Genomic DNA, 26,788 nt, shown 5'->3' on the forward strand with positions numbered 1-26,788 from the left:
TTTTTATTCAGGAAACTGAACATGGCCCGGTACTGTATAGGCTTTGGACGTTCCGCTTTCAGGCAGCTTTGGAATGGTGTCTTTCACAACTTTTCCGCGGATGTCAGTCATTCTGACTTTGAGAGAGCCAGTACCTAAATTCGTACTCACAAAATGGTTATAGTCCATTTTCTCCATGTTGATCCACTTACCATCCTTTTCATATTCCATTTTCATAACAGGATACTTGTGATTTCTGACTTGGATTGCTGCCCACCACCTGCTGCTGCCTTCTTTGATCCGGTACGTGAAATTGCCGGTGATTGGGGCTTTGACAACACGCCATTTAATATTGATTTTTCCGTCTTTCATATTGCCGATTTTACGGAAGGCATTAGGTGACAGATCAAGAGCTCCCCGAGCGCCTTCGGGATAAAGATCAGTAACATATACGGTTGTTTTCCCTTTTGGCCCTTCAACTTCCAAATAAGAGCCGGCAAGTGCCGCTTTTACTCCTCCGTAATTGAGATCCGCCGGATTTATTGCAGTAATCTCCATATCGGAAGGAATGGGATCCAGCAGGAAAGCTCCTCCTGAATAACCTGACCCTGTATACGTTGCATAACCTTCATGCAGGTCGTCATATGCTGCCGAAGCTTGCGGGGAAAAACAGAAGATCGTCAACAAAACCATACCAACAAATGCACTCATGATCTTTTTCATATTTGGTCCTCCTCAAACCAGACTTCAAATGAGAATCATTATCATTATAAGACTCAATCCATCTGGTTTGAAAGAGGAAATAGATTCATAGATGATTTTAAGGCAAATTCACTATCATTCATATATCAAATGTAGGTACTTATGAAAAAGCCAATACAAATGAACGAATGTGCACTTCAGCCGAATGTCTTATTTTCCCCTCTCAAAATTCGCATTACAATAACGAAATGAAACAGGCTGTTGGCCTGATAACAGCTACACAGGAAAAGCTATTTTTCCCCGCTCAGTTTCAACTTAGCTGTCATCATAATGCCAAATATCAGCACAATCGGAACCCAAATAATGAAGTGATAAAAATCAGGCTCAGCCAGAGCAACAATAATAGCCCCCACACAATACAAAATAATAGCCAGTGCTCTTAACACAGTATCTCTTAAGAAAGTCTTCTTTTGCTTCTTAAAAAACAAACGGCCGGATATATCCTCTAAAAGAGAAGCCAAAGTGCCGGTCAACACAGTTGAAGAAATACCTGCGATCCCCAGTTTTTTTGCTGCTGTAGTTTGAATCCCCATAGAAATGCTCATGAGTATAATCAGAATGTGCACAGGAACAAATGCCCGGTAAAAAGAAAGACAAGCAAAGACAAACAAAATGAATGCTTCAAGTGAGAGGGCTTTTGTCACAGCAGAAGGCCAAAGGGTATTTTCCGCCTTTCCGACCATCAATGTAGCAATGATCACGCCGCATATAAATCCGATTAGCGCAGTCAAGGAATTAAAAACAGTGACCTGAATGGATTTGCCGATAGCTAACCCCAATAATACAATGTTTCCAGTCATATTAGCTGTGAACACATGTCCCAGGCTTAAATACCCGATTACATCCACGATTCCAGCTGTTAAACATAAAAGTGATAGCAAGGTGTTTCGATAAGCTGCTGCAGTCAACGGTGTATCAATCCTTTCTTCTATTTTAATTGTTAGTATGTCTTTTGGCGCAATCTGTATTTTTTAAGTAACCCAACATTAATTAGGAAGATAGAACCTATCATTCCTTTCCATTAAATGTAATAATAATCCCCGCAAGGAAATGATTAAAATTGAAAGGAAGCATATTGTGATGAAACGACTTTGTTTATGGTTCACCGTCTTTAGTTTGTTTTTGGTTCTCTTGCCTGGAAAAGCATTAGGTGCAGCCGATTTTCCGAATACCTCAACAAATGGCCTTTTAGGTTTTGCCGGAAATGCCAAAAATGAAAAAGGCATTTCTAAAACGGGCACAACGGGTGGAAAAAACGGGCAGATTGTTTACATTCAAAGCGTAAATGATTTAAAAACCCATCTAGGAGGGTCCACTCCGAAAATTTTAGTGCTTCAAAATGATCTTTCCGCATCTGCGAAAACAACAGTTACCATTGGCTCAAATAAAACACTCGTGGGCTCTTACGCGAAAAAAACGCTGAAAAATATTTATTTAACAACTTCATCAGCTTCTGGAAATGTCATTTTTCAAAATTTAACGTTTGAACACAGTCCGCAGATTAACGGAAATAATGATATCCAGCTTTATTTAGATTCCGGTATGAACTATTGGATTGATCACGTCACATTCTCAGGTCATAGCTATAGTGCAAGCGGAAGTGATTTGGACAAACTCCTGTATATCGGAAAATCCGCAGATTATATCACGATCAGCAACTCAAAATTTGCGAATCATAAATACGGTTTGATTTTAGGATACCCGGATGATTCTCAGCATCAATATGACGGCTACCCTCACATGACAATCGCCAATAATTATTTTGAGAACTTGTATGTTAGAGGCCCAGGTCTGATGAGATACGGTTACTTTCATGTTAAAAACAATTACAGCAACAATTTTAACCAGGCGATTACAATTGCTACAAAAGCAAAAATATATTCCGAATATAATTACTTTGGGAAAGGCAGTGAAAAAGGCGGCATCCTTGACGACAAGGGCACTGGTTATTTCAAAGACATAGGCAGCTATCCATCACTCAACAAGCAAACCTCTCCGCTGACTTCTTGGAATCCCGGGTCAAACTATAGCTATCGTGTTCAAACGCCGGAATATACAAAAGAATTTGTCACGAAATATGCCGGATCACAAAGTACAACTCTGGTATTTGGCTACTGATATAAAAGAGGCCCTGCGTTAAAAACGCTGTGCCTCTTTTTATACTTATAGGCTATTTTTAAGCGATCCTTGTAACTCCATCAAGATCCAGCGTCGGTCAAACAAAAAAGCATATGTTCTTTTCCACAATAACTTCTTAACTGGCTTTCTTATTATACCAGTTTATCGCAAGTGAAAAGAAATCATTGTTCTGGACCTGTATTAAATGAACGTTCGTCCCACAAACTATTCAAAAACCCCTAAAAAGGATGATGGATATGTGCGGCAGGTTTACTTTGTACTCTGCATTTGATGATATTATTGACCAGTTTGACATCGATCAATTTTTTCCTAAAAGTGAATACCAGCCAAGCTATAATGTCGCACCATCACAAAACATCCTTGCAATCATCAATGATGGATCAAATAATCGCTTAGGCAAGCTTAGATGGGGACTTATTCCACCTTGGGCAAAAGATGAAAAGATCGGTTATAAAATGATCAATGCTCGAGCCGAAACCATTACCGAGAAACCGGCCTTTCGAAGACCGCTTGTCAGCAAACGCTGCATCATACCAGCAGACAGTTTTTATGAATGGAAACGGCTTGATTCCAAAACCAAAATCCCAATGCGGATCAAATTGAAATCATCTGCTCTTTTTGCGTTTGCTGGCTTATATGAAAAGTGGAGCACACATCAAGGATACCCTCTTTATACCTGCACCATCATAACAACTGAGCCTAATGAGTTCATGAAAGATATACACGACCGAATGCCGGTTATATTGGCCCATGATCATGAAAAGGAGTGGCTTAACCCCCAAAATACAAGCCCTGATTATCTGCAAAGTTTGCTGCTGCCTTATGATGCTGATGACATGGAAGCATACCAGGTTTCATCATTAGTAAATTCACCTAAAAATAATTCAGCTGAGCTTCTTGATGCAGAAAATCATATGTAGTGATTGAAATTCTCTAGCAAGAACTTGTCAAATAGCTTTGTTCCTTAGGTGCCAATCCCTCTAGTAATTATGAATATTTAGTACATAGATCAATTAGTTATTTTCAATATCAGTTTGAAATAATTTTATTATGTAAACTTAAATAAGCAATGTTATCTCTTTCATATAAAATAGTTTACATTTTTATAAAATCGCTTCACTTTTCTATTTTGTCAGCAAAAAAACTGAACCACATTAAACTTATGAAACCTGCCGCACCTGTGGATTGCAAATATGATATAAGCCCATAGAGGTAAATCCATACACTTTCCCTCCTAAGAATTAAATGAAATTTCTTTCATCTTACATGAAGGTCTTCTTTCTTTTGTTTATCCAGTGTAATACTTAATAATATGTTGATGAATGCAGCTGGAAAATATATAAATCCCACTCCAAGAATGCCTAGTATCGTACTTAAACTTACTATGTAATTCTTTGTCATCGTTTGACTGTCAATCAATATTAGAAGTGAAATCAATCCAGCTAAAACACCTATAAACCAAGCATCGCCAACAGCATAAGAATCATCCAGCATCCCTAACCATCGCCCCAATATAGAGCTCCCAATGGCAGTCAAACTGGATAAAAATATGAGTGCTTTCATTTCTTCTCCTCCTTTAAAGCCAATCAAACTGGTAGAAATCGGCCATTGAATTCCCATTATCGAATGGTTACCATTTCCACATTAACATCTTAAAGCTCATTACAATACGATTCAAGCAGAAAAACCCTACATAACGTATATATAGGGATTTAATAAAACACAGGCCAAAATTCAGCTCTATCTACTTTAAAAAGATATGAAGGTGTGTGATCTGTTACGTCTTTACGTACCGGGATATTTCACAACAGGCACTTTCTTCTTACGCAGAGAATCAAGCATGACTGATCCAGCATTCAAGTTGCTTTGCACTAATTCTTTAGGCGTCAATGCCATCCACTGATTGAGTGACACATCTGCATAGCGGTTACTTTTGAACATTTCTAAAAACCATAATGTTTCTGTACCAGTGTTTTGTATATAGTGTCCGGCATTAGAAGGCACGTATCCAACGTCGCCTGCTCTATAATCAAATGTGCGGGCAGTCCCATTTCCGATAAATACCGTCATTCGTCCCTGTCCTGTTAGATAATATTGCCACTCATCGCTATTGGGATGCCAATGAAGCTCTCTCATCGCGCCAGGCTCAATCTGAACAAGTGCAGCGGCTATCGTTTTTGAAATTGGGAAGTTAGAAGAATCCACTATTCGTACACTCCCCCCTGGCATTTGAATTGGGGGTTGATTTAACAGCTCGTGTTTAAAGGTCATGGGGACTTTTCCATATGGTGACTGAATGTCTTCACTGGCGACTGATCCCGGCACATTCCCTTGGTAGATATAGACTTGCTCAGACGGAAGAGATTGAAAGCATTCTCCGGGACACCGAAATTTGCAGACAGAACGTCTTTTGGTGTGTGTGCAAGCCAATCTGAAATGGTTAACGTTGAAAACTCAGAAAAGTTTCCATCATCGAATACGAGCAGAAACTCGCAGTGTTCCAATCCCTGTATGGAATGCGGAATTCCTGCCGGGAAGTACCAAAGGTCGCCGGGACCAACATCAGCAATGAAATTTCGTCCGTCTTGGTCAACAGCGGTGATACGTGCCCGTCCCAAAAGCATATAAGCCCACTCCGCTTGCTTATGCCAATGAAGCTCACGGACGCCTCCCGCAGTTAAGCTCATGTTTACACCTGCAATCGCAGTCGAAATCGGAAGCTGTCTTACAGTGATTTCTCTTGACCAGCCGCCATGATCTAATTTCATGGGAGCGTCTGAGAATGAAAATCTCAAGTTAGGAATCATACCTTCATCTGTAACAGGCGGAACAAGTATATTCGGATTTTGAATATCCCGCATCATATTTCGCGGGCCTGCATCAATAGCTCCAGCTCCATCACTTCGAATAGGCTGCGGCACGTTTCTGTCTTCATTATTGATTGGTTGTTGTTCCAACAGCATGCACCTCGTTTTAGAAATGAACAAGATTTTATTTCAGCCTATGCAGAATCTTAGATTGCTGTGCCTAGGAATCTGCAAATAAAAAAGTGACCACCAATGTGTCACAAATACATCAAATAAGCTATTTTTTATACCATGGCTTCTTATGTAATTTGATTTCTTCTGTCTGTTTTTTCTGGCCTGTCCTCCACTCCACTTTTACTAATACATCATGACCTATCACTTCATCTTCAGGCATATAATCAAAGGTGGAAATATGGTCCTCCATGCGTCCCCCACCCGGCATTTCATCACCTGTGTACTCTGATAAGTCGTACTCATCTACGTTATCATCTTGATACTTTTCGCCATCTACATACAGAGTAATTCTTTCAACAACAGTCCACTTTTCTTCCTTCTTACTCCCCTGCCAATATAGATTTAGAAAATAATTGGGTCCAATTGAAGTTTTGTCTGATTTTTCAAGGTTAGACATCCACAGTCCGCTTTTCCCGCTGCCCTCATATTTCACTTTGTTTCCTGACACCATTACAAATAATGTGATGATGCAGATGATCAAGAATCCAGCAATGATCAATAGCCATTTCTTAATATTGTTCTTTTTTCTCATGTTTTTCCTCACTTTCCTAACTTTTTAGTAGGAAAATACGATCAAAATGTTACCGAAAAGAAAATAAGAAAGGGCTAATGATCTAACAGATGACTGTCTAAACTTTTGACTTAAATTAAAGTGCTCTCTAAAGACAAGATTAAAACGTATAACAGCTCTTAAATGCATTTTTTGTTTCATTGAGTCAAGAACCTTAAAATGGCTTTTTATTATTAAAAATCAAGCTAGTGTATTAAGTAACTTTTCAAATTTATTTATACTCATGATCTCGTGAGTCACAAATCTCCCATCAAAAAAAACGCTAAAAGTTGTCCAAATAGCTGGTGACTTTTGTGCCTCTTCTTTCGATGATAACTGAATTGACTGAAATTGAACCCCTTTCTTTTCAGTCAATTCCCGCAAATCATTTATCATGCCCACTGCAAACGGACACTGAGCTGTATAGTATATCGTAATCCCCTTTTCATTGATAGAATCACTTTTCACCTGGCTCTTAAATGCAGGAGAATCTGCAAGGCCATTCCAAGTCAAAGCCATTAATTGAAAATAAGGGGCAGCTTCATCTTGTAGAGTAAACCCCATATGCTCAAAGAAATGCTTATCACTTAAATAGGGCAGTTTTTTCTTGCCTGCGATATGGATAATGCCATCCATGCCGCACGCTTTCGCATCTGCTATACATTTGTCCAACAATCGTTTCGCATGACCGTTATTTTTATATCTGCCAGACACCCACAGACAATTAATGTACATAAAATTAGGCGCATTGATAGGCACCCATGCCTCATTCGCAGGTAGGTATTCAATAAAGACTTTTGCCCGTTCATGTAAGCGATAGAACACCAATCCTTCATCCATTCGAGCTTTGAGCCATCTCTTCTTTTCATTAACTGCATGCTCATATTGTTTCGTGCCTAATGCACAGCAAATATGATTGTCTTCAATATTGTCCTTTGTGATTTCAATGTAGCACATCTCCTCTTTCCCCCCTTTAACATAATTACATGGAATTCAACTTCACACTTTACATGCCTAATAGAATAAATACCCGTTCCAACTTAAATACTTTTTCTTTTCCATTTTGCCAATTAACTGTAAAACCCTTCTTTTATTCAGATATTATCTTGATTCCTATATCACCCATTTCAAATCCAAAGTGTGTTCATCTTTGAGGATTAGATGCACTGCTTATGCTATAAATACAGTACACGAAGTTTTTTATTTGAAGTAATATTTGTTACGGGACAGCAATAGTAAATAAGTGATAAAAGGGGAATTAAACTTGGTGGAAAAATGTTATTCTTGTTTAATTTGCGGATACAAAGGATTAATTCAAAATCCTTTGTATAAAGGCGAGTATCAAAAAACGTTTGACATTTGTCCATGTTGCGGTTTTGAATTTGGCTACAGTGAGGATCATGATGTGAGGTTAGGTTTTATTGTAACTCCTGATCATTTAATTGAGGCTGCATTTCAATTGTATCGCAAACAATGGATTGAGAGCGGGATGGTAATTGCTCATCCGGAAGATATTCCAGAAGAATTGAAAAATGGCAATTGCTTAAAATTTGAAGTTTTGTTGAAACAATTGAAAAAACTAAATCTTGACATAGAAAATTTTGGAATTAGCGGTTTTTAATGATGAAACAGGTTGCACTTGTTTAGGTTTCACTGTCATTATCAGTAAAATGTTAAGTTGAAATGCGCAGTTAGTCACAAAGTCTCTATTCGTATTCAATAAAGACTTTGTGATCATCGACAAACATTTCACTCCCATCGGATAAAGTATCCAAAAGGCCTCCTCTGGTTCTTCTCTATAGTCATTAATCACAGTCACTTTGACATTTGACTCAGCTATGATTGGTTTTCCAACAATTAGTTTCGTTTTTTCCTCAGGCAAAGTAAGAGATCGAATCATCAAAGCCATTCCATCTTTACTGTCTAATTAATGCCATCTTCAGTGAATTTAAAGGTCTGTTTTAAATTGCGTCCTTCTTGCCCCTTCTGTGTCCAAATTATAACAACCTCTAATTCAGAGGCCTTATCTGCCAGCATAAAATGATTGAACTTCAGCGGTGAGCCATCATTTAAACTTTCAGCTAACATTTTAGAATCTTCTTTTGGTTTGACACAATTTTCATCGGGACATCCAAAAAGCGAAAACCTTGTGATTGAATTAGGGTCATTTCTATACAATTGCACATCCACTGTAGCTGCTTTTTCCCCTATATTTTTGACTTCCAAGGAATATACTTGATATTCTCCTTTTTGAGGTCTCGCAAATTCCTTTGCTTTTTTTGCTTCACTTACTTTTACTGACCACTGGTCTGTTTTTTGTGTAATAGGCAACACCGTAAAAGTCAGGGCATGCGCTTTTGATTGGCAAAACGTAAATCCAACTGCTGTAAAAACAATTACAGAAAATAATACCCTTTTCACTTCATTTATCCCTCCTTCCTTTCACTGGCCGCTCCTTAAAGAATTGATTTTGACAATCTACAAGCTCTCTTAACCAAAACCTTACCTAAGGTTTTGTCTTTACTGCTCTGCATTTATTTCTTTCGGTATCCGAGATGGAGCTTTGGGGATTTTTCTCAATCTGCTGTTAATCACATCAGAAGAGTATAGCGTAATAATCATACTTCCCCCATACCTTTTTGCCCGAATTAAGATTGGTTGGTTATATTGGTTTTGAAAGCGAAAGTCAGGACCTCCCCAGCTTACCGTCGCATCCCGTCCGGGCGGTACATATGGTACACTTCTAGTATGAGAATAGCGCTGAACGATCTGCAGTCCTGCACGATCGACTGCATTAAATAGAGTTGAGGACACCTGACAAATTCCTCCTCCTACACCTTCAGACAACTCCCCTTTTACAATAATGGGTGCACTTTTATATCCTTTGTTCCGAGTTCTCATTCCCACAACTTGGTTAAACGAAAACGTCTCATTAGGGAAAACAACGTGATTGTCGATTGCTTTTGCAGAAAGAGAAATATTGTGTGAACGGCTTTTATTGCTTGAGTTAAAATACGTCACGTACTGACCAAGCTGCTGCGTACTGATGTGAGCTAGCAGCTCGCTGTCAACTTTCGGATAAATGTTCATTTCCGGCACTTCTATCTTGGAGGGACCTTGCCCATAAAAATACGCATAAAACTTTTCCATAAACGCCTGTTGATACAGTTTGTAGCCAACCCTGCCCGGGACGATGCTTCCATGATCGTTAAGGACAGCATTTATCGGCTCACGGTACACTTTCTGATCAAGCTGTTTGATGAATTTACTGTATTTTTCATAGTCAACCATTGGAGTGCCGGGAAGAGGCATTGTAAAGTCTTCACGGTTAACAGTGGCAATCGTCCGTCCTTGCTGTGTGACCGTTAAACTGTCCTGCGGCTCACTCGGCTGAGCCAATAAAAAAAGACCAGTGATCAAAATTTGTATCATAAGTCGGTTTACCTCCCGATCATTAGTATGAACAGCCGCTTATCCTTTGATGTATTTCTTCCCATCGTTTGTTTGAATCTTTAGACGTTGATAAAAACCTTCATAAAAGAGCTTAGCTTTATGTTCACACCGATCCCTGAGCTCACTGAGGGACACGGTTCATTCAGTCGGCAAGTTTGAAGTAGTTCAGCATCTCCCAATGATGAGGGATGCTTTTTTGTCTTGTCAAAAATGAAAAGGGTCTCCTATAACAATAACAAATCAATACATTTCAATATTTTTTTATTGAGAAACGATAAATTTTTTGTTACATTCAATTAGACAACAAATAAATGAGGTGCTTGTTATGAATCGAATGTCGACAATTTTTTTAAAGATAGCTTTGGTTCTTATTGGAATTCCAATTCTTGCTTTATGCATTTTTTTAGTGCCTAAGATAGCCAACTATTCAGCAGAATTATTTCCAAATATCGCTTATATAAAATATCTCGTTTTCATCTATTTGTATGTAACGGCGATACCTTTTTACTTTGCTCTTTATCAAGCGTTCAAACTTTTAAGCTATATTGACAAAAACAAAGCTTTCTCGGGTTTGTCTGTAAGAGCTTTGAAGAATATAAAATATTGCGCAGTCACTATCAGTATCTTTTACGCAGCAGGCATGCCTGTCTTTTATCTGATGGCCGAGATAGACGACGCCCCGGGTATCATTGTGATCGGATTGGTTATTATTTTTGCTTCAATGGTGATTGCGGTCTTTGCTGCTGTTCTTCAAAAACTGTTAAAAGAAGCGATTGATATAAAATCAGAAAATGACTTAACGGTCTGAGGTGATGACATGGCGATTATTATCAACATTGATGTGATGCTTGCTAAGAGGAAAATGAGCGTAACAGAGCTTTCAGAGAGAGTTGGCATCACCATGGCTAATCTTTCGATATTAAAAAACGGAAAAGCAAAGGCTATTCGATTATCAACTTTAGAAGCGATTTGCAAGGCTTTAGAATGTCAGCCCGGGGATATATTGGAATACCGAAGTGATGAAGACACAGGATTCGCAAAGAAAAAATATGAAGGATCAACAGAAAAATAAAGTGATTGGCGGTGAGCTTATGGACATAAACTTATATCCATCTAGCTGCTATACTAAGCGTCCCTTTCATACACGAAGAACACAACTATGGAGGAGGCATACATCATGAGAGCCATAAAACAAATCGTCCATTTTGGCTGGGAACAAGCCCTTTCATGTTTGTTTCCTGCCGTTATTTTTGCCTCTTTGGCTATTACGCAAATCATCCCACTGCCCTTCTTGCCGCGATATGACTGGCTGCTCATTATCTGCGTTCTCATGCAATTGTGGATGGTGCGTTCCGGTCTTGAAACACGGGATGAATTAAAAGTGATCACATTATTCCACCTCATTGGGCTTGCTCTGGAACTTTTTAAAGTCCATATGGGCTCCTGGTCTTATCCAGAAGAAGGATACTCCAAAATATTTGGAGTACCTTTGTATAGCGGTTTTATGTACGCAAGTGTAGCCAGTTATTTGTGCCAGGCATGGAGAAGGCTTAAGGTTGAACTGGTTAAGTGGCCGCCTTTTTTTGCAGTTGTTCCGCTTGCCGCAGCGATTTATTTGAATTTTTTCACCCACCATTTTTCTATAGACTTTCGATGGTGGTTATCTGGGCTTGTCATCATTGTCTTTTGGCAAACATGGGTTACATACGAGGTGAATGGAGCTCGTTACCGTATGCCGCTCGCACTTTCTTTTGTACTCATCGGATTTTTTATATGGATAGCGGAAAATATCGCTACGTTTTTTGGAGCTTGGAAATATCCAAACCAAATCGATACATGGAGTCTCGTACACCTTGGAAAGGTAAGTTCATGGCTCTTGCTAGTGATTGTTAGCTTTCTTATAGTAGCATCATTAAAACAAGTTAAGGAGCAGAGTCCCACAAAGGCAGAGATGGAGGAATCTTTTTCTTAGCATACAAGGTCCCAAATAGAGTGAAAAGCAACGTTCAAATGGTTGCTTTTTTCTTTTATGTAACTCTGCCGGTGAGTATTCATCTTCTTCAATTTCATCGCAACACGATAACTGATTCAGATTACAACTGCTTTCAACACTTTGACAAACTCATGCGCCGCCGGCGTTATCTCTTCAAATGAATGTACGATGACGCCAATATCGCGTGTGACCCTAGGAAAGATGTCCTTTTTAATCAATTGATGCGGGACGGATGAAAGTGTAAAGTTTGAAATGATGCCGATACCCAAGTTATTTTTGACCATATTAATCAAGGTTTCGGCATTTTGCACAGTTAAGTTTTCCTTTAATTCGATGTTGTATTGCGAAAATGCGTTTGACATCGCGATTTCATGACCGCCTTTACAAAAAATGAGGTCATCTTGATATGTTTCAAGGTCGACATGCTTTTCAAGTTTTAACTCGTCACGCTGCGGCGGGATGACAGCCACCATATAGTCGTTACACAATAGCTGATTTTCAAACGGTTCAAATGGAGATGCTGCGATCCCGATATCAACCGTCCGATCCTCAACCCATCCTTTTATTTGGTCAGAGGTTCCTTCGATCAATTCTATGCGGATCAGCGGGTAGTTTGATCTGAATGCAGCAATCGCCTGTGGCATGATATTTGTTGAAACTGCAGGAAATGAACCGATTTTCACCTTCCCGTTTAACAGCTTGTTTTCCCGGTTGGCTACTTGATATATTTTGCTTTCAATTCCCTTCATTTGCCTCGCAAGCAGCAATATTTCTTTTCCGATGTCAGTCAGCATTAAACCATGATGTTTATCCCTGATCAATAATTTGAGCTGCAGTGAGCTCTCCAGGTTTTTTATCGCTTTGCTTACCGCCGGCTGAGAGATGAACAATTCTTTTGCCGCTTCTGTAATATTCAATTTCTCCCCGACTTTTACAAATATGTGAAGATGGTTCATATTCATAACCATTTGGTTATACCCCCAATAATAAAAATGTATTTCAGTTATACATAAATGTAACATATGATAGAAACCAGCACGATATTTAAACAAGAAAGGCGGCTTCATTATGGTAAAAGTTATGCTGGGTATCATATCTGTCACACTTATTTGGGGTTATACTTGGGTTGCGATGAAAGTAGGAATTCATGACATCCCCCCGCTTTTATTTTCGGGTTTGCGCCTGTTCATCGGAGCGGTTCCTTTATTTCTCATTCTCTTCATCCAAAGAAAAAAGCTTTCAATTAAAAAAGAACATCTTAAAAGCTATATCATCATGAGCCTGTTGATGGGGCTGGGCTATATGGGGATCTTGACGTATGGAATGCAGTTTGTCGATTCAGGGAAAACCTCTGTTTTGGTATATACAATGCCTATATTTGTTACGGTGATCAGCCATTTTACATTAAACGAGAACATGAATGTGTATAAAACGCTGGGACTGGTCTGCGGCCTCTTCGGACTGTTATTTATATTTGGAAAGGAAATGCTCAATATCGATCAAAGCGCTTTATTTGGGGAGCTGTGCGTCCTTGCAGCAGCGCTTAGCTGGGGAATCGCGAATGTGTTCAGCAAGCTACAATTCAAGCATATCGATATTATTCACATGAATGCCTGGCACCTTATGATGGGAGCCGTCATGTTATTGGTGTTTTCCTTTATATTTGAGCCGGTCCCTTCAGCCGAGTGGACATATCAGGCGGTGTGGTCATTGCTGTTTAATGGCTTGCTTTCCACCGGCTTTACCTTTGTCGTATGGTTTTGGGTGCTCAATCAAATCCAAGCGTCAAAAGCATCCATGGCATTAATGTTTGTTCCCGTATTGGCCCTATTCTTTGGATGGATGCAATTGCACGAACAGATCACCATCAATATTATCCTCGGCGCACTGCTGATATGTTGCGGGATTTTTATGAATACATTTACATTTTCACGACGGAAAGTGTGAATGATATACATTTCCCCTGTCATTTGGGCTTCATGTGACAGGAGACGACTATTACGAGAAAGTCTTCTAGAATCATGACGACAGCCTATTAAACAATGAAAAAAGCTAATGTCTGCATGTGAGACATTAGCTTGGCTGGCGTTTAGGCTGGTGAGAATCCAGATTCTTTTTTATTACCATTCTGGCTGATCAAACTGAAAACCGTATAGACCTTTTACTTTAACATCTCCGCAATCTGGATCTTTTGTCAAAATCAAATAATGAGTCTTATAAGGCATCGTCTCAACTCGATCAGTTGCACTAAAATCAAAATGATCCCCTGAGAAGTTTTTTTCACTAACGGTTATTTCATATCCTGACAAAGTCATTCGCATGATTCTTGCGTTAATTGTACATCCTTCAGTATCGAAAATGGTGAATCTATACCCAAAGTGAGATATCCAATGGTTTGAATTTAGGTCATCAGACTTCATAAACCATTTTTCATTTTCTGTCATTGTAAAACTCACTTTCTCCTCATCTTTCACGATAACGGCCGAAGCTTCCCCTACATGGATAGTCAAAGCCAAAAGAATTGTAAAAGCTAACATCAACATCTTTTTCAAAAGAGTTCCTCCCGATATCTTTTACTTCAATATATTGGAAGGGTCTTTTCTGATCAAGACAGTCTTCTCTAAATGAATCTTTAGCACCATGAAATGAGCCTTAATAAGAACAGTTTTAACCCAAATCAAACTCTATTCGAAATAAGGCTTACCAATCTATATTCTTTTTAAAAGTTTCTGCATTTCTTTATATAGCTCCTAGACACATATAAAAAATGCTCCCATAAGTTCAGGAGCACTACAAAAAACTGCTAAAGTGTTTTCTATCGATTTATTGTATTCATTAGCTCAAAGAAGTGTTCAGGCTTTTGAGTCTTATTTAGCTTATACCATGAACGCAATGTATCTGGTGCAAATACATCTAATTTTTTCAATACTTCTACCGCAAATTCCAGAGGAGCAATTCCTGATGCAGTAACCAAATTTTCATCAGATACTGCAGGCCCCTTTTCATATAATGTTTCTCCTTTGTAATTAGGGCAGACCATATTCATATAGTCTAGGTCATTGCTTGTGTGCTTTCTCGAATTTAAGTATCCTTCATTCGCGAGGCCCAGGGTTGCCCCACAAATTGCAGCAATAGTCGTGCCGAGCTTTAAAGCGTCGCCAACTTTTTCAAGATCGGCTGATGAATATCTTCTCCCCAAGTGTTTCCTCCGGGTAAAATGATAAGATCTTGACTCCCAAGAGTACATTCGCCAAGAGAAATATCTGGTTTTATGCTTAATCCTCCCAACGTAGTTATCATTTCTTTATTAACCCCTACTGTAACTACTTTTAAAGATGCTGCATCTTGTTTAAAGTATCTCCCTTAGTTTAGTTCCGCAATTAAATATCCATATTCCCAGTCTGACATTGTGTGAAATACGTAGAGATAAACTTTTCTCGTTTGCATCCAATAACACTCCAATCACAATTGATAAAGCTTTCTAATAGATGACTTTGCTGACAGCCATTGTCAGCATATGTATTCTGATTTGCCTATTCTTATATAATACCATGTAGGTTGGCAATTGCCCTTGTTCTCCCAACTTATTAAAAATATAAGATCAATTGATTCTATGTTTACTAGCTCAAAGGGGTTTGTTACACTAACTGTCATGGGAAACATTTCATTGGAAATATCTCGATTTCATTCCTGCTTTTGTGATGTGAATTAGAAGGTAATACAAAATCATTTGAATGAGGAGGCTTGATGAAGTTGAAAAATAAAGCGTCAATAAAATTCGGAATATGTGTTGGGCTTTTATGTTTAAGCATTACTGGTTTCACACCTTTTTACAGCTCAACGCATGCCGAAGCAAAATCCATAGAAGACACAAACATGGCAAGCTGTATAACGAATAAAAAATTTGTTCAACTTGAGAAAAAATTTGATGCCACGCTTGGTGTTTATGCAATTGATACAGGTTCAAACAAGACAATCGCCTATCGGCCGAATGAGCGATTTGCTTACGCATCAACCTATAAAGTTCTAGCCGCAGCTGCTGTCCTGAAGAAAAACTCAATTGAAAAACTTAATGAAGTCATCCACTACAGCAAGGACGATCTTGTTACATATTCTCCAATCACAGAGAAACACCTAGATACAGGCATGAGCCTAAAAGAAATCTCGGAAGCGGCTATACGTTACAGCGATAATACCGCTGGGAACATCTTGTTGCAACAGCTTGGCGGCCCTAAAGGTTTTGAAAAGTCACTGAAACAGATTGGGGATCATGTAACGAAAGCTAAACGATTCGAGACGGATCTAAACTCTGCGATTCCTGGTGATATTCGTGACACCAGCACCGCAAAAGCACTGGCAACCGATCTTAAAGCTTTCACTTTAGATAACACGCTCACGACTGACAAACGCACGATCTTAACCGATTGGATGCGAGGCAATGCTACTGGTGACGAACTGATTCGGGCAGGCGCTCCAATAGGATGGGAAGTTGGCGATAAATCCGGAGCCGGAAGCTACGGGACACGAAACGACATTGCTATCGTTTGGCCTCCTAACAGAGCTCCTATTGTTTTGGCAATTCTGTCAAACCGCTTTACGAAAGATGCTAATTATGATAATGCTCTTATCGCTGAGGCTGCAAAAGTCGTCTTTAACGATCTCAAATAATATGTTTAGCCTTTTGCCACAAAGGAAAAGACATTACTTTTTTAACCCCTACCGTTCATTTTTTGATGAACGGTTCTTTCATAGGACCTCTAGAATCATATATTTAAACACCACAAAATTAAACGTTATTATAATTAACGGCAAGTTTTCATTTTATGGAACAAGTAAAGTTTGACCTGACAAGAATTAAGATTAAGCACCCTAAAATCCGTTTTCTTCTCCTTCAAGTAAACATACAATGCAGACAACTCTCTTAGGTCTCTTATTCTGTGACCAATTTGTAATACTCATTGATATTCGGACTCTCTTCCCAATATTTCGTCTCGTTCGAAGACACTAACATATCAAACCACTTGAATTAACATAACTGAACTTGATATTGGTCACTGGCAGTTTCAATGCAATAGAACAACATTTGTTGTCTCAGAGGTTATCTATATGAGAATTCAACAATTTTTTTATAATAATTCATATTTTTGTATCGTTGCACTTGGTGGATTTGACTCTTTTCGTGTATGGAACCACACTTTTATTTTTTCACCTCTTTTGAGATCATCTGTGTTATCAATCTCACTTAATCCTACAATTACTATGTTATTTTTAAACTTGTTCATAAGTTGTCCTTCAGAAAGATCGTAATCTTCTTTTACTGGAGTTTCTGTAGTGGTAATGAGAATTGCCCTATTATTGTCTTTAAGCACGACATAGCCTACTAGGCTCTGCATCTTTGTTTCGTCTCCGTTTTGTTCATTTTTATTGCAGCCTGCAAGGAAAATAATGAGCACTATCAAGCTTACTCCGATTTTCGGCAACCTTTCTCCCTCCCGTCATGTTTAACAATCTCACTCCATAACTACATATCAATAAACTGTAGTGTAAATCTATCCAGAAACTTCTTCATTTTCTCATATTGAATCTTTTACAAGCTGGTAATACACAGACTAAATCGGGTAAAAATTCGTAGAGGTGATTTCATTGAATGATGATCATAAAGTAACTCATTACTCTTCATTTATTTTTTCAACAATCATGGTATTGGCGGTCGCCATTTTTCCACAATACACTTCTTGGTTTGTAACAGTTTTCTTCTTTGGTTTTGCACTTATCTATACATTCCAAAAACATAAAACAAGTTCTTCAAAAGCAATATCTTATATTTCGTATTTTTTATTCATTGTTTCATTGATTTACACTTTAGTTAATATGTAATAGTAATCCTCCCTTTGTGGGAGGATTTTTTGTTTAAGCTTATTTCTAGGCTGCTTTTGGGCCACCTCTATCTATAATGATAAAACTATCTGAACCATTTTTTTCTTCCGATCTTTGTCTTCGTAAATAGCAACATTTTGGCGTGTCATTAATGTAATACCGGCCATTTTAAACTCTTTTTGATCTTTAAAATAAACAACAGGGACATTCACCAAACGGATCTACTTCTTTTTGTTCTTTCTCAAATGTTTGTATGTGGTTTCCTTCGAACCATACCCTTACTCTTATTCCGCTAAAATCGAGATTTTTACTTTTTATGATCCATTATTCACTTTCAAAATAACTTCCAATTACAACATAATATGTGTATAAATTGTAAATGGAGTTGATATAATTGAAGATTAGGAAAATCTTATTGAGTTCTGCTTTATCCTTTGGCATGCTCATATCCGCGATTCCCGCATTGGCTGCTGGCACTTCGTCTGAGGTTGCAGTAAAAAGTGATGAATATGATTATGACACTATATACCGCATTAGTCCTCTGCCAATGGACTTCCAGCCAACAATAGAATACAACGGTTATACTTATACGCTTACACGACATTATTTTGATTACTCAATCGGGTTTTACACGGCTATTTATACAAAAGTTGTTTAAATTTATAAAGGAGCTTTTTAGCTCCTTTTTCTCTTGTTTTAAGCACAAATACAAGTTTAAATGCTGGTAATAAAAAATTCACTTTAAAGAAGCGCCGCCCGCAAAATGCGGCTTTTGCACACTACGCCAATTTTATATAGAAAAGCCAGACCTCCTCCAAGAGGTTCCAGCTTTTCTTAATGTGCTATCGATCTTCGTTAGTTCAACGGGAACTTAATCATTCGGTACAAATGCAGCCTCCCACTTCTAGTTAGGGCTGATGGCGGAATATCTGATGGCTCTCTACACATCAGACATTATAAGATTTCAATGTAGCCTTCTGTACCATGAACGCGAATTCGTTGCCCATCTTTTATCAGCTTGGCAGCATTTTCAACGCCAACAACTGCAGGTAAGCCATATTCACGGGCTATAACAGCTCCATGGGTCATCAGTCCCCCAACTTCGGTGACTAGGCCTTTTATGGATACAAACAATGGTGTCCAGCTTGGATCGGTAAAGGAGGTAACTAATATATCTCCATCTTCTAAATCAGCATCTTCCATGTTTAAAATGACACGCGCTCGCCCCTCTATCACTCCGGAGGAAACAGGTAGACCTACAATCGCTCCGGCTGGGAGATTTTCTCGTTTATACTCACCTGTAACGATTTCACCATCAGACGTGATAACACGTGGTGGAGATAGTTTTTCATATAATGTGTACTCGTCTTTTCGTGTACTGATGATGTGATAATCCAGTTTATGTGTGCGTACGACTTCGTGAAGTTCTTCAAAAGTGAGATAGTATATATCTTCTTTTTCATGAATAACGCCCGCTTCTATGAGTTGTTCGGCTTCTTTCAGTAAAGCCTGCTTATAAACGAAGTATCGATTAACCATGCCGTATTTTGGATATTCCCTAAACCCGCTGAAATTCCGGATGATATCTATCATTCGTTTTGTTTCTTTGGCTTTTTGTTCACCATCCGGTAATTGCTTCAATCGATCTAATAACTCTTGCTCTTTCTTCAAAGCTTTCTGTCGCCCTTGCTCAAATTTCCGATGGCTGGCATTAGGCCCACTGTTATTGATATTATTAAGAATCATTGGGATAAGTGTAGTTGGTTTTTCGCTCCATCGAGTTCTTGTAATATCAATTTCTCCGGTACATCGCATTCCGTATTTGCTGAGATAATCATAGATCGCGTCTCGGGTTTTGCTTCCGCCATCAAACTTAGCCAGTTCATCCAAAAAGTTATCATCTTTTACATGTTGTAAGTAATCAATTACCTCTGGATAAGGACGAATCACATCTGCGACGTCTAATAACGCAAGACCCATTTCTGAAGTAATATTATGGGGTACAGATTGAGAGAGTGTATCTGCTGCGTTTTTTTCACCTAACCACTCGTTCATTTTTTCGTTAATCCATAATGAAGCATTCATAGCAGTTCGAATCACAACCGAACTTTCTGGGTTAAATAAAATCTTCTTTAATTCCTGGATATCTTCCAGAATAAAACGAAATAAATCTGATCCTGATTTCGTTTGGATGTTTTGTTTTAACTCTTCTATCGATGTTTGACTGCTCTCAATCAAATCAGACACGATTGTCGGATCGTTTTCAACTTGAGCCGGCATATCTGCATTGCCTCTGATGGGATTTGGTGCTGTTTTATCATTTGGTATCGACATTATGAAATCTCGTCGCTTTATTATGGTCATAAGTGCGTCTTTTAAAAGCTGATCGTGCTGCCCCATGCCTTTTAAGAAAACTTCTCTGCTGTCAGGGGATGCCAGATGATGTGTGACATCAACAAATAGCCTTCCACCGGCTTTACGCATAGGTGCAGCAGTCGTCAACAGAAAAAAAGACAATCCTAGTGGTTTTATGGGATCCGTCATCATTTGTTGATGACCAACAGAAATATAGACGTGATTTTCTTGGTCACTCGCTTCAGGGATGGGGAATAAAGTAGTGATTGGACGACTCTGTACAATATAAAAAGTATCGCGGGCCAAACACCATTCGATATCTTGCGGCTGGCCGAAATGAGCTTCGATCTGTCTTCCAATGCGTGCCAGCTGTAAAATTTGTTCATCAGTCAGTGTTTGAGCCTTTTGCTGATCAGAATCGATCTGATGTGTTTCTGTTCCGCCTTCTTTTCGTCCGTAGATAGCCAATTTTTTAGTTGCTATTCTCTTATCGATGATTTGCCCATCCTGTACTTTATAACAATCGGCAGATACCAAGCCGGAAACCAGTGCTTCACCAAGTCCAAAACCGGCATCGATGGATAACACCTTTCGGCTTGAGGTAATCGGATCAGCGGTAAATAAAATCCCCGAAGCCTGAGGGAAAACCATCCTTTGAACGATAACGGATAAATAGACTTGGCTGTGGTCAAATCCATTTTGCATACGGTAAATAACCGCGCGATCCGTAAATAGGGACGCCCAGCATTTACTGATATGCTGCAAGATTGCATCGACGCCGATAATATTTAAATAGGTGTCTTGTTGACCGGCAAAAGAAGCATGTGGTAAATCTTCAGCAGTCGCACTAGAACGCACGGCATAGGCATGTTCCTCGCCAAACTGGGAGATATATTGAGCCACAGCTTTCACAACATCAGAAGGGATGTCTACTTCCATAATGATTTGCCGAATCTTTCTGCTGATGTTACCAATCTGATCTCGGTCCTCAACTTTTAGCATCGCCAACTGGTCCAACAACTCTTGTAACGTTTCGTTTTGTTCGATGGCTTTTTGATATCCTACTGTTGTGACACAAAATCCTTCTGGTACTTGTATACCTTGAATTTTTGATAATTCCCCTAAATGTAACCCTTTTCCTCCAACGAGCGAAAGCTGTGTTTTTTCAATTTCATGTAAACCGAGAACCAAAGAACTCATTCTACATCTCCCCTTCAAAAAATAAATATTGACAAGAGCTTCCCAGCAGGATATAATAAAATTATAAGATGGGTATCTATAACTTTTTAACCAGAAAGCGCACGTAGTGTGATTATATCACCGTGTCTGTTTTTGTGCAATATAAAAAGAACCTGGGCAATTTCACCAGGTTCTTTTCTTAATTTCCATAGCTAGTCGCATTAAAAAACTTGGTTCGAGCTGATACAATCCTCTAAGGAAATCCTAAAGTTGGGTTCTTTTCGAACTAACCTGTCTTGTTCCGTAGAGTCCCCATTTATAAATTAGACTTTTTGTTCTTAACAGTCCCACCTTTAACTAGTATAAAGTTATGAGGATCTGGTTAACTACTAGATATTTTTATTTTGAATAAGGCTTATGTTTGATAAAGAAGGGTTATGTAAAGGTGTCTGTTGTGAGCAAGCGCTGACTACAAAAAATTGATAGCATTCTCATTTAAATACCATTCTATTAACCTATAGGAAAAGTTATAAAACCAGATGGAGAATACCCTACCTCCAGTAATTCCAAGGCCGTTCACCTAGTAGAAAACAACCTTTAACCATTACTAACGATTTTAATAATCATTGATTATAAAACTTCTCAAGGAACGATCATCAGCCCGTTAGCTACCCCTGATTAAAGATGATCTGCTACCACACTGTTACGTTAGAAATTCCACTACTTTGATATCCTTCTGTCGCCATGACTTGGTAAGCCCAATTACTGCCCAGATTCATTCCATGGCTCTTCCATGCGTTCACATGATTGCTGAAAGTGATTGTAGCGTTGCTTCCAGTTGGTCTCTTCGTCTGACGAACACTCCAGTACTGCGTAAAAGTAGTGCGATCGCCATCAATGGAAGGTGCGTTATAACGTGTAGTTGTATATATGTCATATGTACCCCCATCACTTTTTACAGTACCTTTATACGTTCCAGTAGGTCTATAAGTACCCCATGAATCCACTACATAATATTCTATGAGAGGTGATCTCGTCCAACCATATAAAGTTAAATATCCATTGCCATTTGGTGCCCAAACTCCGGCATTATAGTTTATCGTCCTAAATGGCGAACCTGTAGTCCAACCTTTACCAACAACAAAATTTCCGGTATTAGACCAATTAACACTGTAATTCCCGCCAGACCCATTAACAGCGTTTACTATACCGCCCCCATCAGTCCAATTTTGCCAGTAGTCTGTGCTAGCTGCAGAGGCGGTTGCCGAAAACAAGCTAATACTCATTAAAGCTGCCGATAATCCAACTAAGAAATTCTTTTTAAACTTAAACATATGTTACCTCCTATAATATTTTTTCCGACTTTGAGGTAGCACTCGTATACATTTAAAACATTCTTAATTACTAATGCCAAAGCTTTTGATCGTCCCCTTCAGTATAATACCACGAATTCATGAGCAAATATTAAAAGTATTTGTAATTTAATTACAAATACCTAGAAACACATTATAAGTGGTCTTCTTCCACCATATCCTGATCCTTTTTTCGTAGGATCACAATTCTTGTTTCTAATTCAGATGGAGTAATATCTGCAATGAATTCCCATTGAACCATTTCTATAAAGGAGATATACAGTAGAGATTGTGAAATTATTGTGCTGCCGCTTGTCTAATGAAGGGAAGCAAATCTATGAAGAATATGAAGAACTGAAGAAGAAAACAATTAAGGTTATACTAAGAAAGAACTGCTCAATTAGAATTATTGACCAAAAATTTGAGGATGATAGCTTAGATCAGTTTTACAAAGAAGTTGCAAGATTGTTATTTGAAAGGACTCTGAAAAAGAAAAATAAGAATTGACAATCGTGGTAACTGTGGAATGTAACCGAGCCTCCAATTCAAAATAAATTTCTTTAAAATACTTATTTTATTTAAAGAGGGACTGTATATCCCTCTTTAAAATTAAGCTTTAGATTGCTGCTGAAAGTAATAAAAATTGTACTTTTGATCAAACCCTTCTTCGCTACCACAAAGAAAAATAATGAATTCAATAAATGCGATAATAGAGGGGATACCAGTCCAGCAAAACAAAATATATAGAATACCTTGTCCTACTCTTCCCAAATAAAACTTATGTATTCCCAGACCCCCGAAGAAAAATGCTAATAATGCCGCTACAATTTTGTTCTTCTTGCTTACCATGACTTCCTCCTAGTTCATTGCTACCATTTTTAAAGTAATGCTTTCACATTATAATGCATTTTCCGCCAGAAATCGTGAAAATTTTGAAATTCTTTTGAGATTTTTTATTTTATTGAGAAATGAAAGCTCATATAATTGAACTAGATGGTTTTGGGAGGCGTTTATTCAAAATGTATGGCCAAAGATTACGTCAATTACGAAAGGCACACAAATTAACAATGGAACAGTTAGCTGAGAAAATTGGAATTGCAAAATCAAGTTACGGCGGGTATGAAGCTGAAAGCAAAAAACCACCATTGGACAAGTTGGTTATTTTAGCTAGACTATATGATGTTTCAGTTGATTACATACTTGGATTAACAGATGATCCTGATCCTAAAGTGGAAAGAAAAAATCTAAAAGAGTTTTTAGAAAAACCAGATATTCACCGGGATGGATATAAACTTACCCCTGAGATGTTAGATCCTATCCGGAAAATTTTGAAGATGGTTACTACAAACAACAATTAAAAAGAGCCCTTATGTGAGCATTTGCATAAAACAATTATTTTATCTAAATCTAAAAATTTGGATTCCAAGCAAATTCAATGTTACCTTCTGTTCTTACGACTAAATCTTTGCTTAATCTCTCTTTGTTAACCTTATATTCTTTGCAGCTAAAATATTGAGCTTGTGCAATGAAGTTATCATTACTTGACATTATGTATCTTTTGCGATCACTTTTCCTTCCATACTCTTTAAAAATATCCATAAATATAACATCTGCTGGCATCTTACCATACTTTTTATCATGCGTTATCTCTGGAAAGTTTTCTAAATGTCTAACCTTGTCTATGATTCGTACAATTTCCTTCTTCACATGACTTCTACGCTTTGAATTCTTCATGTAGATCTCAATTTTAAAACGTTTTAAATTGTTTGTACTTGTGTCTCTGATATTTTTAACGATATACTCTTCTTCCTTAATATCGTGATAATGACAATGCAAAGTATAATTTCCGCTAACTGTATCATCATCTTGAAAATTCGCACCAAAAAGACTATTCCTACTTATTTTATCAACTAAGTATTGGGCATCTATACCGTTTTGAATATATGCAATAATATCAGCTGTATCAGTTAATAAGAAAGAATTAATTTGTTTGTCGTTATTAAATGTAAGGAAAAGCCTATCGGACTCAGGATACAACAAAACTAATTTAACAAAGGTAAATATACCAAACTGAATCAATTCATTATTAGAAGGAACTTCATATGTAGAAAAATAGAGGTTGACTTGGTTGTTTATTTCATCCACATTCAAAAGATTACATCTTAAATTATAAGTTGACATCTCGAGTTTTATCCAGGATTGATAAACAATATCGGTTGTATTCGAACAAATTGACTGAGCAATGCTCTTATAATTCTTTACATTAAATTTTACAATACCGGCTAGCAATCCGTTAACCAGATCAATTATTTTATATATCTGTCTCTTAAATTGAGAAACACTTACTTCCTTACTTTTAGGTTTTCCTCTGTTAGTGAAGTTAAAGATAATTTTATCTTTCTCTTTTAGATAAGTTCCCCCATGGTTAATAGCATTTCTAATATCTACATCAATTTCCTTTGTTAAAATTGTACACCCTTTTGAATTAAGCAAATTGACTAAAGGGCCTAGATTATTTTGACTTAACAAGTCTTTATCATCTATGGTGTTAAGCAAATTCTTCAAAAATTTATATAAATTGCTAACTACTCCTTCAACTAACGAATTAAATAAAGGCAAATACTTGACTTGAATTTCAGTGTCTCTCGGAATTATAGTTTTATTAAATAAATTCAATGTACTCAGTACACGATCATATGATGAAAGGGCTAAAAAAAAGTTGTCTAGACTGTCTCTGAAGTTCTCAAAAAACAAATCAGTGTTAACGTTCTTGCATTTTACTTCATCAATTAAGTTGTAAATAAAATCTTTAATATCTTTATTCCAAAACTGTTTCTCCTCATCAAATATTAAATCATAAATTAACGGAAGCCATGTCTTAGGTATATATTGTATCCCCTCAATATTTTGGTCTATTCTCTCTTTGTACCCCTTCATAACTAATTCACTATCAAACCCCATGAAATCTAATGATCCAAATGCAGCTTCAACGTAATCACTGTTCAATTATTCCCTCTCCTAGCTCCTCATTTAATAAAAAGATTCTTTTAAACAGATATTTCACTTTCAAGTTTACTCAAGCTATATTGTTCTAGTATGTGCATATTCTTCTTAGAAACATTTATCCCATACTCAGGTTCCTTATAGTTTGGCTTATATTTAAATACTGGATTATTTCCTTCAAGGAAGACGTTCCCTGGTATTAAAAAAGATTGTGGTAAAGATCCTTCAATAAATAACATTAAATAAATATAAAAGCCCTTCTTATAAGGATTGAAATGTTTTTCTTTTAAAAATGTATAAGTTGATTTAGGAAAACTAAGTGACTTTACTTGTATTTCTAAGAATTCGCCGCCAGCCTTCCTTGCAATGAAGTCAATTCCATGATCATCTACCTCGCTACTAAAAATTTGATAACCATATGAGGCAAAATCCATCATTGCGTAATATTCACCATATCTACCTAATTGTAAGTTATTTAACTTACTCCAATTCATATTTGGCATTTCTTCATCTCCGTAAATAAATAATTATGCCGTTACTTATTTAATCCCTTTATATGAAGATGGGTCTTTATCAGGAAAATTCTTTTTCCAAACATCAAATGTGCTAAACAGTTTTCTTGTCCCATTTTTATGCAAGTGCACATGTTTGTATCCATAAACATTGCCATTCTTATGGCGAACATGATTGTTCTTTTTGCAGATTATTCTTCCTGTTACAGTAATCCAATATTTCTCTTCATAGTCAATTAAATCTCTTATCTTTTCCTTCATCTTTTCACCCAATCTGAATAAAATGATTATTTCATTACTATTATACTACAATTTTCCATGGTCACACTAAACAAAAAGCAGTCTATTCAGATCTGCTCCTTAGTGTTTTCTTCTTTTAACTTTTTGTTTAGGTTGAAGCCAATTAAAACATTGACAATAGCTGCTGGAAGATATAGAATCCCTGCACCTATTATTCCTAGTGCAGTACTTAAGCTCACAATAAATGTCTGCATTTCTGTGTTTCTTGACTTAAAGCAAAGTAATACTAGGAAGCCAGCTAAAACTCCTATAAGTCGTGAAATACCTGGAATAAAGAAATCTGTTAGGACTCC

At 37.6% G+C, this 26,788-nt stretch carries 29 protein-coding genes and 3 pseudogenes; 11 read left to right on the top strand and 21 right to left on the bottom strand.

Annotated elements, in window-relative coordinates; genetic code table 11:
* Positions 1-3: 3 nt before the first annotated feature.
* Complete coding sequence (gene exlX, locus NSQ16_RS10080) at positions 4-702, bottom strand: expansin ExlX (protein ID WP_003231419.1); 699 nt, start codon at positions 700-702, stop codon at positions 4-6.
* Positions 703-971: 269 nt separating this feature from the next.
* A complete protein-coding gene (locus NSQ16_RS10085; RefSeq protein ID WP_230488187.1) occupies positions 972-1,649 on the bottom strand; it encodes a YoaK family protein in 678 nt (225 codons plus the stop codon).
* A gap of 172 nt (positions 1,650-1,821) precedes the next feature.
* Between NSQ16_RS10085 and NSQ16_RS10090 the strand changes: the two genes are divergently transcribed.
* Positions 1,822-2,859: a polysaccharide lyase family 1 protein gene (locus NSQ16_RS10090; RefSeq protein WP_024571748.1), complete on the top strand. Its 1,038-nt coding sequence runs from the start codon at positions 1,822-1,824 to the stop codon at positions 2,857-2,859.
* A 257-nt stretch (positions 2,860-3,116) separates the two neighbouring features.
* Positions 3,117-3,800 carry an SOS response-associated peptidase gene (locus NSQ16_RS10095; protein WP_029318078.1) on the top strand — a complete coding sequence of 228 codons (684 nt, stop codon included), beginning with the start codon at positions 3,117-3,119 and terminating at the stop codon, positions 3,798-3,800.
* Positions 3,801-4,137: 337 nt separating this feature from the next.
* Here NSQ16_RS10095 and NSQ16_RS10100 read toward each other — a convergent pair whose 3' ends face one another.
* The 5 genes and pseudogenes from NSQ16_RS10100 to NSQ16_RS10120 form a co-directional block, all read right to left on the bottom strand.
* Entirely contained in the window at positions 4,138-4,443 is a 306-nt protein-coding gene (locus NSQ16_RS10100) for a membrane protein (RefSeq protein ID WP_004399414.1), read from the bottom strand.
* Positions 4,444-4,665: 222 nt separating this feature from the next.
* Positions 4,666-5,843 (bottom strand): annotated as a pseudogene (gene oxdD / locus NSQ16_RS10105) (oxalate decarboxylase).
* 121 nt (positions 5,844-5,964) lie between these two features.
* Positions 5,965-6,453, bottom strand: a complete 489-nt coding sequence (locus tag NSQ16_RS10110) for a YdhH/YoaO family protein (protein WP_131227487.1) — start codon at positions 6,451-6,453, stop codon at positions 5,965-5,967.
* Positions 6,454-6,477: 24 nt separating this feature from the next.
* Entirely contained in the window at positions 6,478-6,633 is a 156-nt protein-coding gene (locus NSQ16_RS10115; RefSeq protein WP_128992965.1) for a hypothetical protein, read from the bottom strand.
* A 39-nt stretch (positions 6,634-6,672) separates the two neighbouring features.
* Complete coding sequence (locus NSQ16_RS10120; RefSeq protein WP_003231406.1) at positions 6,673-7,428, bottom strand: N-acetyltransferase; 756 nt, start codon at positions 7,426-7,428, stop codon at positions 6,673-6,675.
* Positions 7,429-7,735: 307 nt separating this feature from the next.
* Between NSQ16_RS10120 and NSQ16_RS10125 the strand changes: the two genes are divergently transcribed.
* Entirely contained in the window at positions 7,736-8,092 is a 357-nt protein-coding gene (locus tag NSQ16_RS10125) for a hypothetical protein (RefSeq protein WP_230488188.1), read from the top strand.
* On the opposite strand, the gene NSQ16_RS10130 is transcribed toward NSQ16_RS10125, so the two are convergent.
* The 3 genes from NSQ16_RS10130 to NSQ16_RS10140 all read right to left on the bottom strand — a co-directional run bounded on the left by NSQ16_RS10130 (position 8,051) and on the right by NSQ16_RS10140 (position 9,903).
* On the bottom strand, positions 8,051-8,290 hold the full coding sequence (locus tag NSQ16_RS10130; protein ID WP_230488342.1) for a hypothetical protein: 240 nt from the start codon (positions 8,288-8,290) through the stop codon (positions 8,051-8,053). The genes NSQ16_RS10125 and NSQ16_RS10130 overlap by 42 nt on opposite strands.
* A gap of 104 nt (positions 8,291-8,394) precedes the next feature.
* A complete protein-coding gene (locus tag NSQ16_RS10135; protein WP_128422273.1) occupies positions 8,395-8,892 on the bottom strand; it encodes a hypothetical protein in 498 nt (165 codons plus the stop codon).
* 99 nt (positions 8,893-8,991) lie between these two features.
* Positions 8,992-9,903 (bottom strand): VanW family protein, encoded by a 912-nt coding sequence (locus NSQ16_RS10140; protein WP_003231400.1) that lies wholly within the window; start codon positions 9,901-9,903, stop codon positions 8,992-8,994.
* 346 nt (positions 9,904-10,249) lie between these two features.
* On the opposite strand from NSQ16_RS10140, the gene NSQ16_RS10145 reads away from it, so the two are divergent.
* The 3 genes from NSQ16_RS10145 to NSQ16_RS10155 all read left to right on the top strand — a co-directional run bounded on the left by NSQ16_RS10145 (position 10,250) and on the right by NSQ16_RS10155 (position 11,896).
* Entirely contained in the window at positions 10,250-10,732 is a 483-nt protein-coding gene (locus NSQ16_RS10145) for a DUF2975 domain-containing protein (RefSeq protein ID WP_015251949.1), read from the top strand.
* A gap of 9 nt (positions 10,733-10,741) precedes the next feature.
* Positions 10,742-10,996, top strand: a complete 255-nt coding sequence (locus NSQ16_RS10150; RefSeq protein ID WP_033883967.1) for a helix-turn-helix transcriptional regulator — start codon at positions 10,742-10,744, stop codon at positions 10,994-10,996.
* 105 nt (positions 10,997-11,101) lie between these two features.
* Positions 11,102-11,896 (top strand): DUF817 domain-containing protein, encoded by a 795-nt coding sequence (locus NSQ16_RS10155; RefSeq protein WP_230488189.1) that lies wholly within the window; start codon positions 11,102-11,104, stop codon positions 11,894-11,896.
* A 116-nt stretch (positions 11,897-12,012) separates the two neighbouring features.
* Here the strand turns inward: NSQ16_RS10155 and NSQ16_RS10160 are convergent, their stop codons facing one another.
* Complete coding sequence (locus NSQ16_RS10160; RefSeq protein WP_021481419.1) at positions 12,013-12,885, bottom strand: LysR family transcriptional regulator; 873 nt, start codon at positions 12,883-12,885, stop codon at positions 12,013-12,015.
* 100 nt (positions 12,886-12,985) lie between these two features.
* Between NSQ16_RS10160 and NSQ16_RS10165 the strand changes: the two genes are divergently transcribed.
* A complete protein-coding gene (locus NSQ16_RS10165; protein ID WP_230488190.1) occupies positions 12,986-13,864 on the top strand; it encodes a DMT family transporter in 879 nt (292 codons plus the stop codon).
* Positions 13,865-14,037: 173 nt separating this feature from the next.
* On the opposite strand, the gene NSQ16_RS10170 is transcribed toward NSQ16_RS10165, so the two are convergent.
* Both NSQ16_RS10170 and NSQ16_RS10175 read right to left on the bottom strand, forming a co-directional pair.
* Positions 14,038-14,469: a hypothetical protein gene (locus NSQ16_RS10170; protein WP_230488191.1), complete on the bottom strand. Its 432-nt coding sequence runs from the start codon at positions 14,467-14,469 to the stop codon at positions 14,038-14,040.
* A gap of 263 nt (positions 14,470-14,732) precedes the next feature.
* A pseudogene (locus NSQ16_RS10175) lies at positions 14,733-15,364 on the bottom strand (type 1 glutamine amidotransferase family protein).
* 300 nt (positions 15,365-15,664) lie between these two features.
* Here NSQ16_RS10175 and bla point away from each other — a divergent pair.
* A complete protein-coding gene (bla, locus tag NSQ16_RS10180; RefSeq protein ID WP_230488192.1) occupies positions 15,665-16,585 on the top strand; it encodes a class A beta-lactamase in 921 nt (306 codons plus the stop codon).
* A 262-nt stretch (positions 16,586-16,847) separates the two neighbouring features.
* Here bla and NSQ16_RS10185 read toward each other — a convergent pair.
* Positions 16,848-16,937, bottom strand: a pseudogene (locus tag NSQ16_RS10185) (SMI1/KNR4 family protein); the annotation flags it as partial.
* A 106-nt stretch (positions 16,938-17,043) separates the two neighbouring features.
* Entirely contained in the window at positions 17,044-17,397 is a 354-nt protein-coding gene (locus NSQ16_RS10190) for a DUF3221 domain-containing protein (RefSeq protein WP_230488193.1), read from the bottom strand.
* A 163-nt stretch (positions 17,398-17,560) separates the two neighbouring features.
* On the opposite strand from NSQ16_RS10190, the gene NSQ16_RS10195 reads away from it, so the two are divergent.
* Both NSQ16_RS10195 and NSQ16_RS10200 read left to right on the top strand, forming a co-directional pair.
* Complete coding sequence (locus NSQ16_RS10195; RefSeq protein ID WP_046663319.1) at positions 17,561-17,794, top strand: hypothetical protein; 234 nt, start codon at positions 17,561-17,563, stop codon at positions 17,792-17,794.
* A gap of 394 nt (positions 17,795-18,188) precedes the next feature.
* Positions 18,189-18,452: a hypothetical protein gene (locus tag NSQ16_RS10200; RefSeq protein WP_160221638.1), complete on the top strand. Its 264-nt coding sequence runs from the start codon at positions 18,189-18,191 to the stop codon at positions 18,450-18,452.
* Positions 18,453-18,748: 296 nt separating this feature from the next.
* Here the strand turns inward: NSQ16_RS10200 and ppsA are convergent, their stop codons facing one another.
* The 3 genes from ppsA to NSQ16_RS10215 form a co-directional block, all read right to left on the bottom strand.
* Positions 18,749-21,349, bottom strand: a complete 2,601-nt coding sequence (ppsA, locus tag NSQ16_RS10205; RefSeq protein WP_230488194.1) for a phosphoenolpyruvate synthase — start codon at positions 21,347-21,349, stop codon at positions 18,749-18,751.
* A gap of 671 nt (positions 21,350-22,020) precedes the next feature.
* Complete coding sequence (gene xynA, locus NSQ16_RS10210) at positions 22,021-22,662, bottom strand: endo-1,4-beta-xylanase XynA (protein ID WP_217024453.1); 642 nt, start codon at positions 22,660-22,662, stop codon at positions 22,021-22,023.
* Between the two features lie 627 nt (positions 22,663-23,289).
* Positions 23,290-23,529, bottom strand: coding sequence for a TM2 domain-containing protein (locus tag NSQ16_RS10215; protein ID WP_003231362.1), 240 nt, complete (start codon positions 23,527-23,529; stop codon positions 23,290-23,292).
* 170 nt (positions 23,530-23,699) lie between these two features.
* On the opposite strand from NSQ16_RS10215, the gene NSQ16_RS10220 reads away from it, so the two are divergent.
* Positions 23,700-24,038 (top strand): helix-turn-helix domain-containing protein, encoded by a 339-nt coding sequence (locus tag NSQ16_RS10220; RefSeq protein WP_029318062.1) that lies wholly within the window; start codon positions 23,700-23,702, stop codon positions 24,036-24,038.
* 49 nt (positions 24,039-24,087) lie between these two features.
* Here the strand turns inward: NSQ16_RS10220 and NSQ16_RS10225 are convergent, their stop codons facing one another.
* The 3 genes from NSQ16_RS10225 to NSQ16_RS10235 are packed head-to-tail and all read right to left on the bottom strand — an operon-like array spanning position 24,088 to position 26,456.
* A complete protein-coding gene (locus tag NSQ16_RS10225) occupies positions 24,088-25,686 on the bottom strand; it encodes a hypothetical protein (protein WP_230488195.1) in 1,599 nt (532 codons plus the stop codon).
* Positions 25,687-25,727: 41 nt separating this feature from the next.
* Positions 25,728-26,186 carry a DUF4365 domain-containing protein gene (locus NSQ16_RS10230; protein WP_069837551.1) on the bottom strand — a complete coding sequence of 153 codons (459 nt, stop codon included), beginning with the start codon at positions 26,184-26,186 and terminating at the stop codon, positions 25,728-25,730.
* A 36-nt stretch (positions 26,187-26,222) separates the two neighbouring features.
* On the bottom strand, positions 26,223-26,456 hold the full coding sequence (locus tag NSQ16_RS10235) for a 3-ketosteroid-delta-1-dehydrogenase (RefSeq protein ID WP_230488196.1): 234 nt from the start codon (positions 26,454-26,456) through the stop codon (positions 26,223-26,225).
* Positions 26,457-26,788 lie beyond the last annotated feature (332 nt).

Source organism: Bacillus sp. PS108, from assembly GCF_037963335.1.
Classification (GTDB): domain Bacteria; phylum Bacillota; class Bacilli; order Bacillales; family Bacillaceae; genus Bacillus; species Bacillus subtilis.

What these genes read in the sequence shown, in the direction of transcription:
- exlX (WP_003231419.1), bottom strand. Translation starts at nt 702, where the DNA reads ATGAAAAAGATCATGAGTGCATTTGTTGGTATGGTTTTGTTGACGATC.
- NSQ16_RS10090 (WP_024571748.1), top strand. Translation starts at nt 1,822, where the DNA reads ATGAAACGACTTTGTTTATGGTTCACCGTCTTTAGTTTGTTTTTGGTT.
- NSQ16_RS10095 (WP_029318078.1), top strand. Translation starts at nt 3,117, where the DNA reads ATGTGCGGCAGGTTTACTTTGTACTCTGCATTTGATGATATTATTGAC.
- NSQ16_RS10100 (WP_004399414.1), bottom strand. Translation starts at nt 4,443, where the DNA reads ATGAAAGCACTCATATTTTTATCCAGTTTGACTGCCATTGGGAGCTCT.
- NSQ16_RS10110 (WP_131227487.1), bottom strand. Translation starts at nt 6,453, where the DNA reads ATGAGAAAAAAGAACAATATTAAGAAATGGCTATTGATCATTGCTGGA.
- NSQ16_RS10115 (WP_128992965.1), bottom strand. Translation starts at nt 6,633, where the DNA reads ATGAAACAAAAAATGCATTTAAGAGCTGTTATACGTTTTAATCTTGTC.
- NSQ16_RS10120 (WP_003231406.1), bottom strand. Translation starts at nt 7,428, where the DNA reads ATGTGCTACATTGAAATCACAAAGGACAATATTGAAGACAATCATATT.
- NSQ16_RS10140 (WP_003231400.1), bottom strand. Translation starts at nt 9,903, where the DNA reads ATGATACAAATTTTGATCACTGGTCTTTTTTTATTGGCTCAGCCGAGT.
- NSQ16_RS10145 (WP_015251949.1), top strand. Translation starts at nt 10,250, where the DNA reads ATGAATCGAATGTCGACAATTTTTTTAAAGATAGCTTTGGTTCTTATT.
- NSQ16_RS10150 (WP_033883967.1), top strand. Translation starts at nt 10,742, where the DNA reads ATGGCGATTATTATCAACATTGATGTGATGCTTGCTAAGAGGAAAATG.
- NSQ16_RS10155 (WP_230488189.1), top strand. Translation starts at nt 11,102, where the DNA reads ATGAGAGCCATAAAACAAATCGTCCATTTTGGCTGGGAACAAGCCCTT.
- NSQ16_RS10160 (WP_021481419.1), bottom strand. Translation starts at nt 12,885, where the DNA reads ATGGTTATGAATATGAACCATCTTCACATATTTGTAAAAGTCGGGGAG.
- NSQ16_RS10165 (WP_230488190.1), top strand. Translation starts at nt 12,986, where the DNA reads ATGGTAAAAGTTATGCTGGGTATCATATCTGTCACACTTATTTGGGGT.
- bla (WP_230488192.1), top strand. Translation starts at nt 15,665, where the DNA reads ATGAAGTTGAAAAATAAAGCGTCAATAAAATTCGGAATATGTGTTGGG.
- ppsA (WP_230488194.1), bottom strand. Translation starts at nt 21,349, where the DNA reads ATGAGTTCTTTGGTTCTCGGTTTACATGAAATTGAAAAAACACAGCTT.
- xynA (WP_217024453.1), bottom strand. Translation starts at nt 22,662, where the DNA reads ATGTTTAAGTTTAAAAAGAATTTCTTAGTTGGATTATCGGCAGCTTTA.
- NSQ16_RS10215 (WP_003231362.1), bottom strand. Translation starts at nt 23,529, where the DNA reads ATGGTAAGCAAGAAGAACAAAATTGTAGCGGCATTATTAGCATTTTTC.
- NSQ16_RS10220 (WP_029318062.1), top strand. Translation starts at nt 23,700, where the DNA reads ATGTATGGCCAAAGATTACGTCAATTACGAAAGGCACACAAATTAACA.
- NSQ16_RS10230 (WP_069837551.1), bottom strand. Translation starts at nt 26,186, where the DNA reads ATGCCAAATATGAATTGGAGTAAGTTAAATAACTTACAATTAGGTAGA.
- NSQ16_RS10235 (WP_230488196.1), bottom strand. Translation starts at nt 26,456, where the DNA reads ATGAAGGAAAAGATAAGAGATTTAATTGACTATGAAGAGAAATATTGG.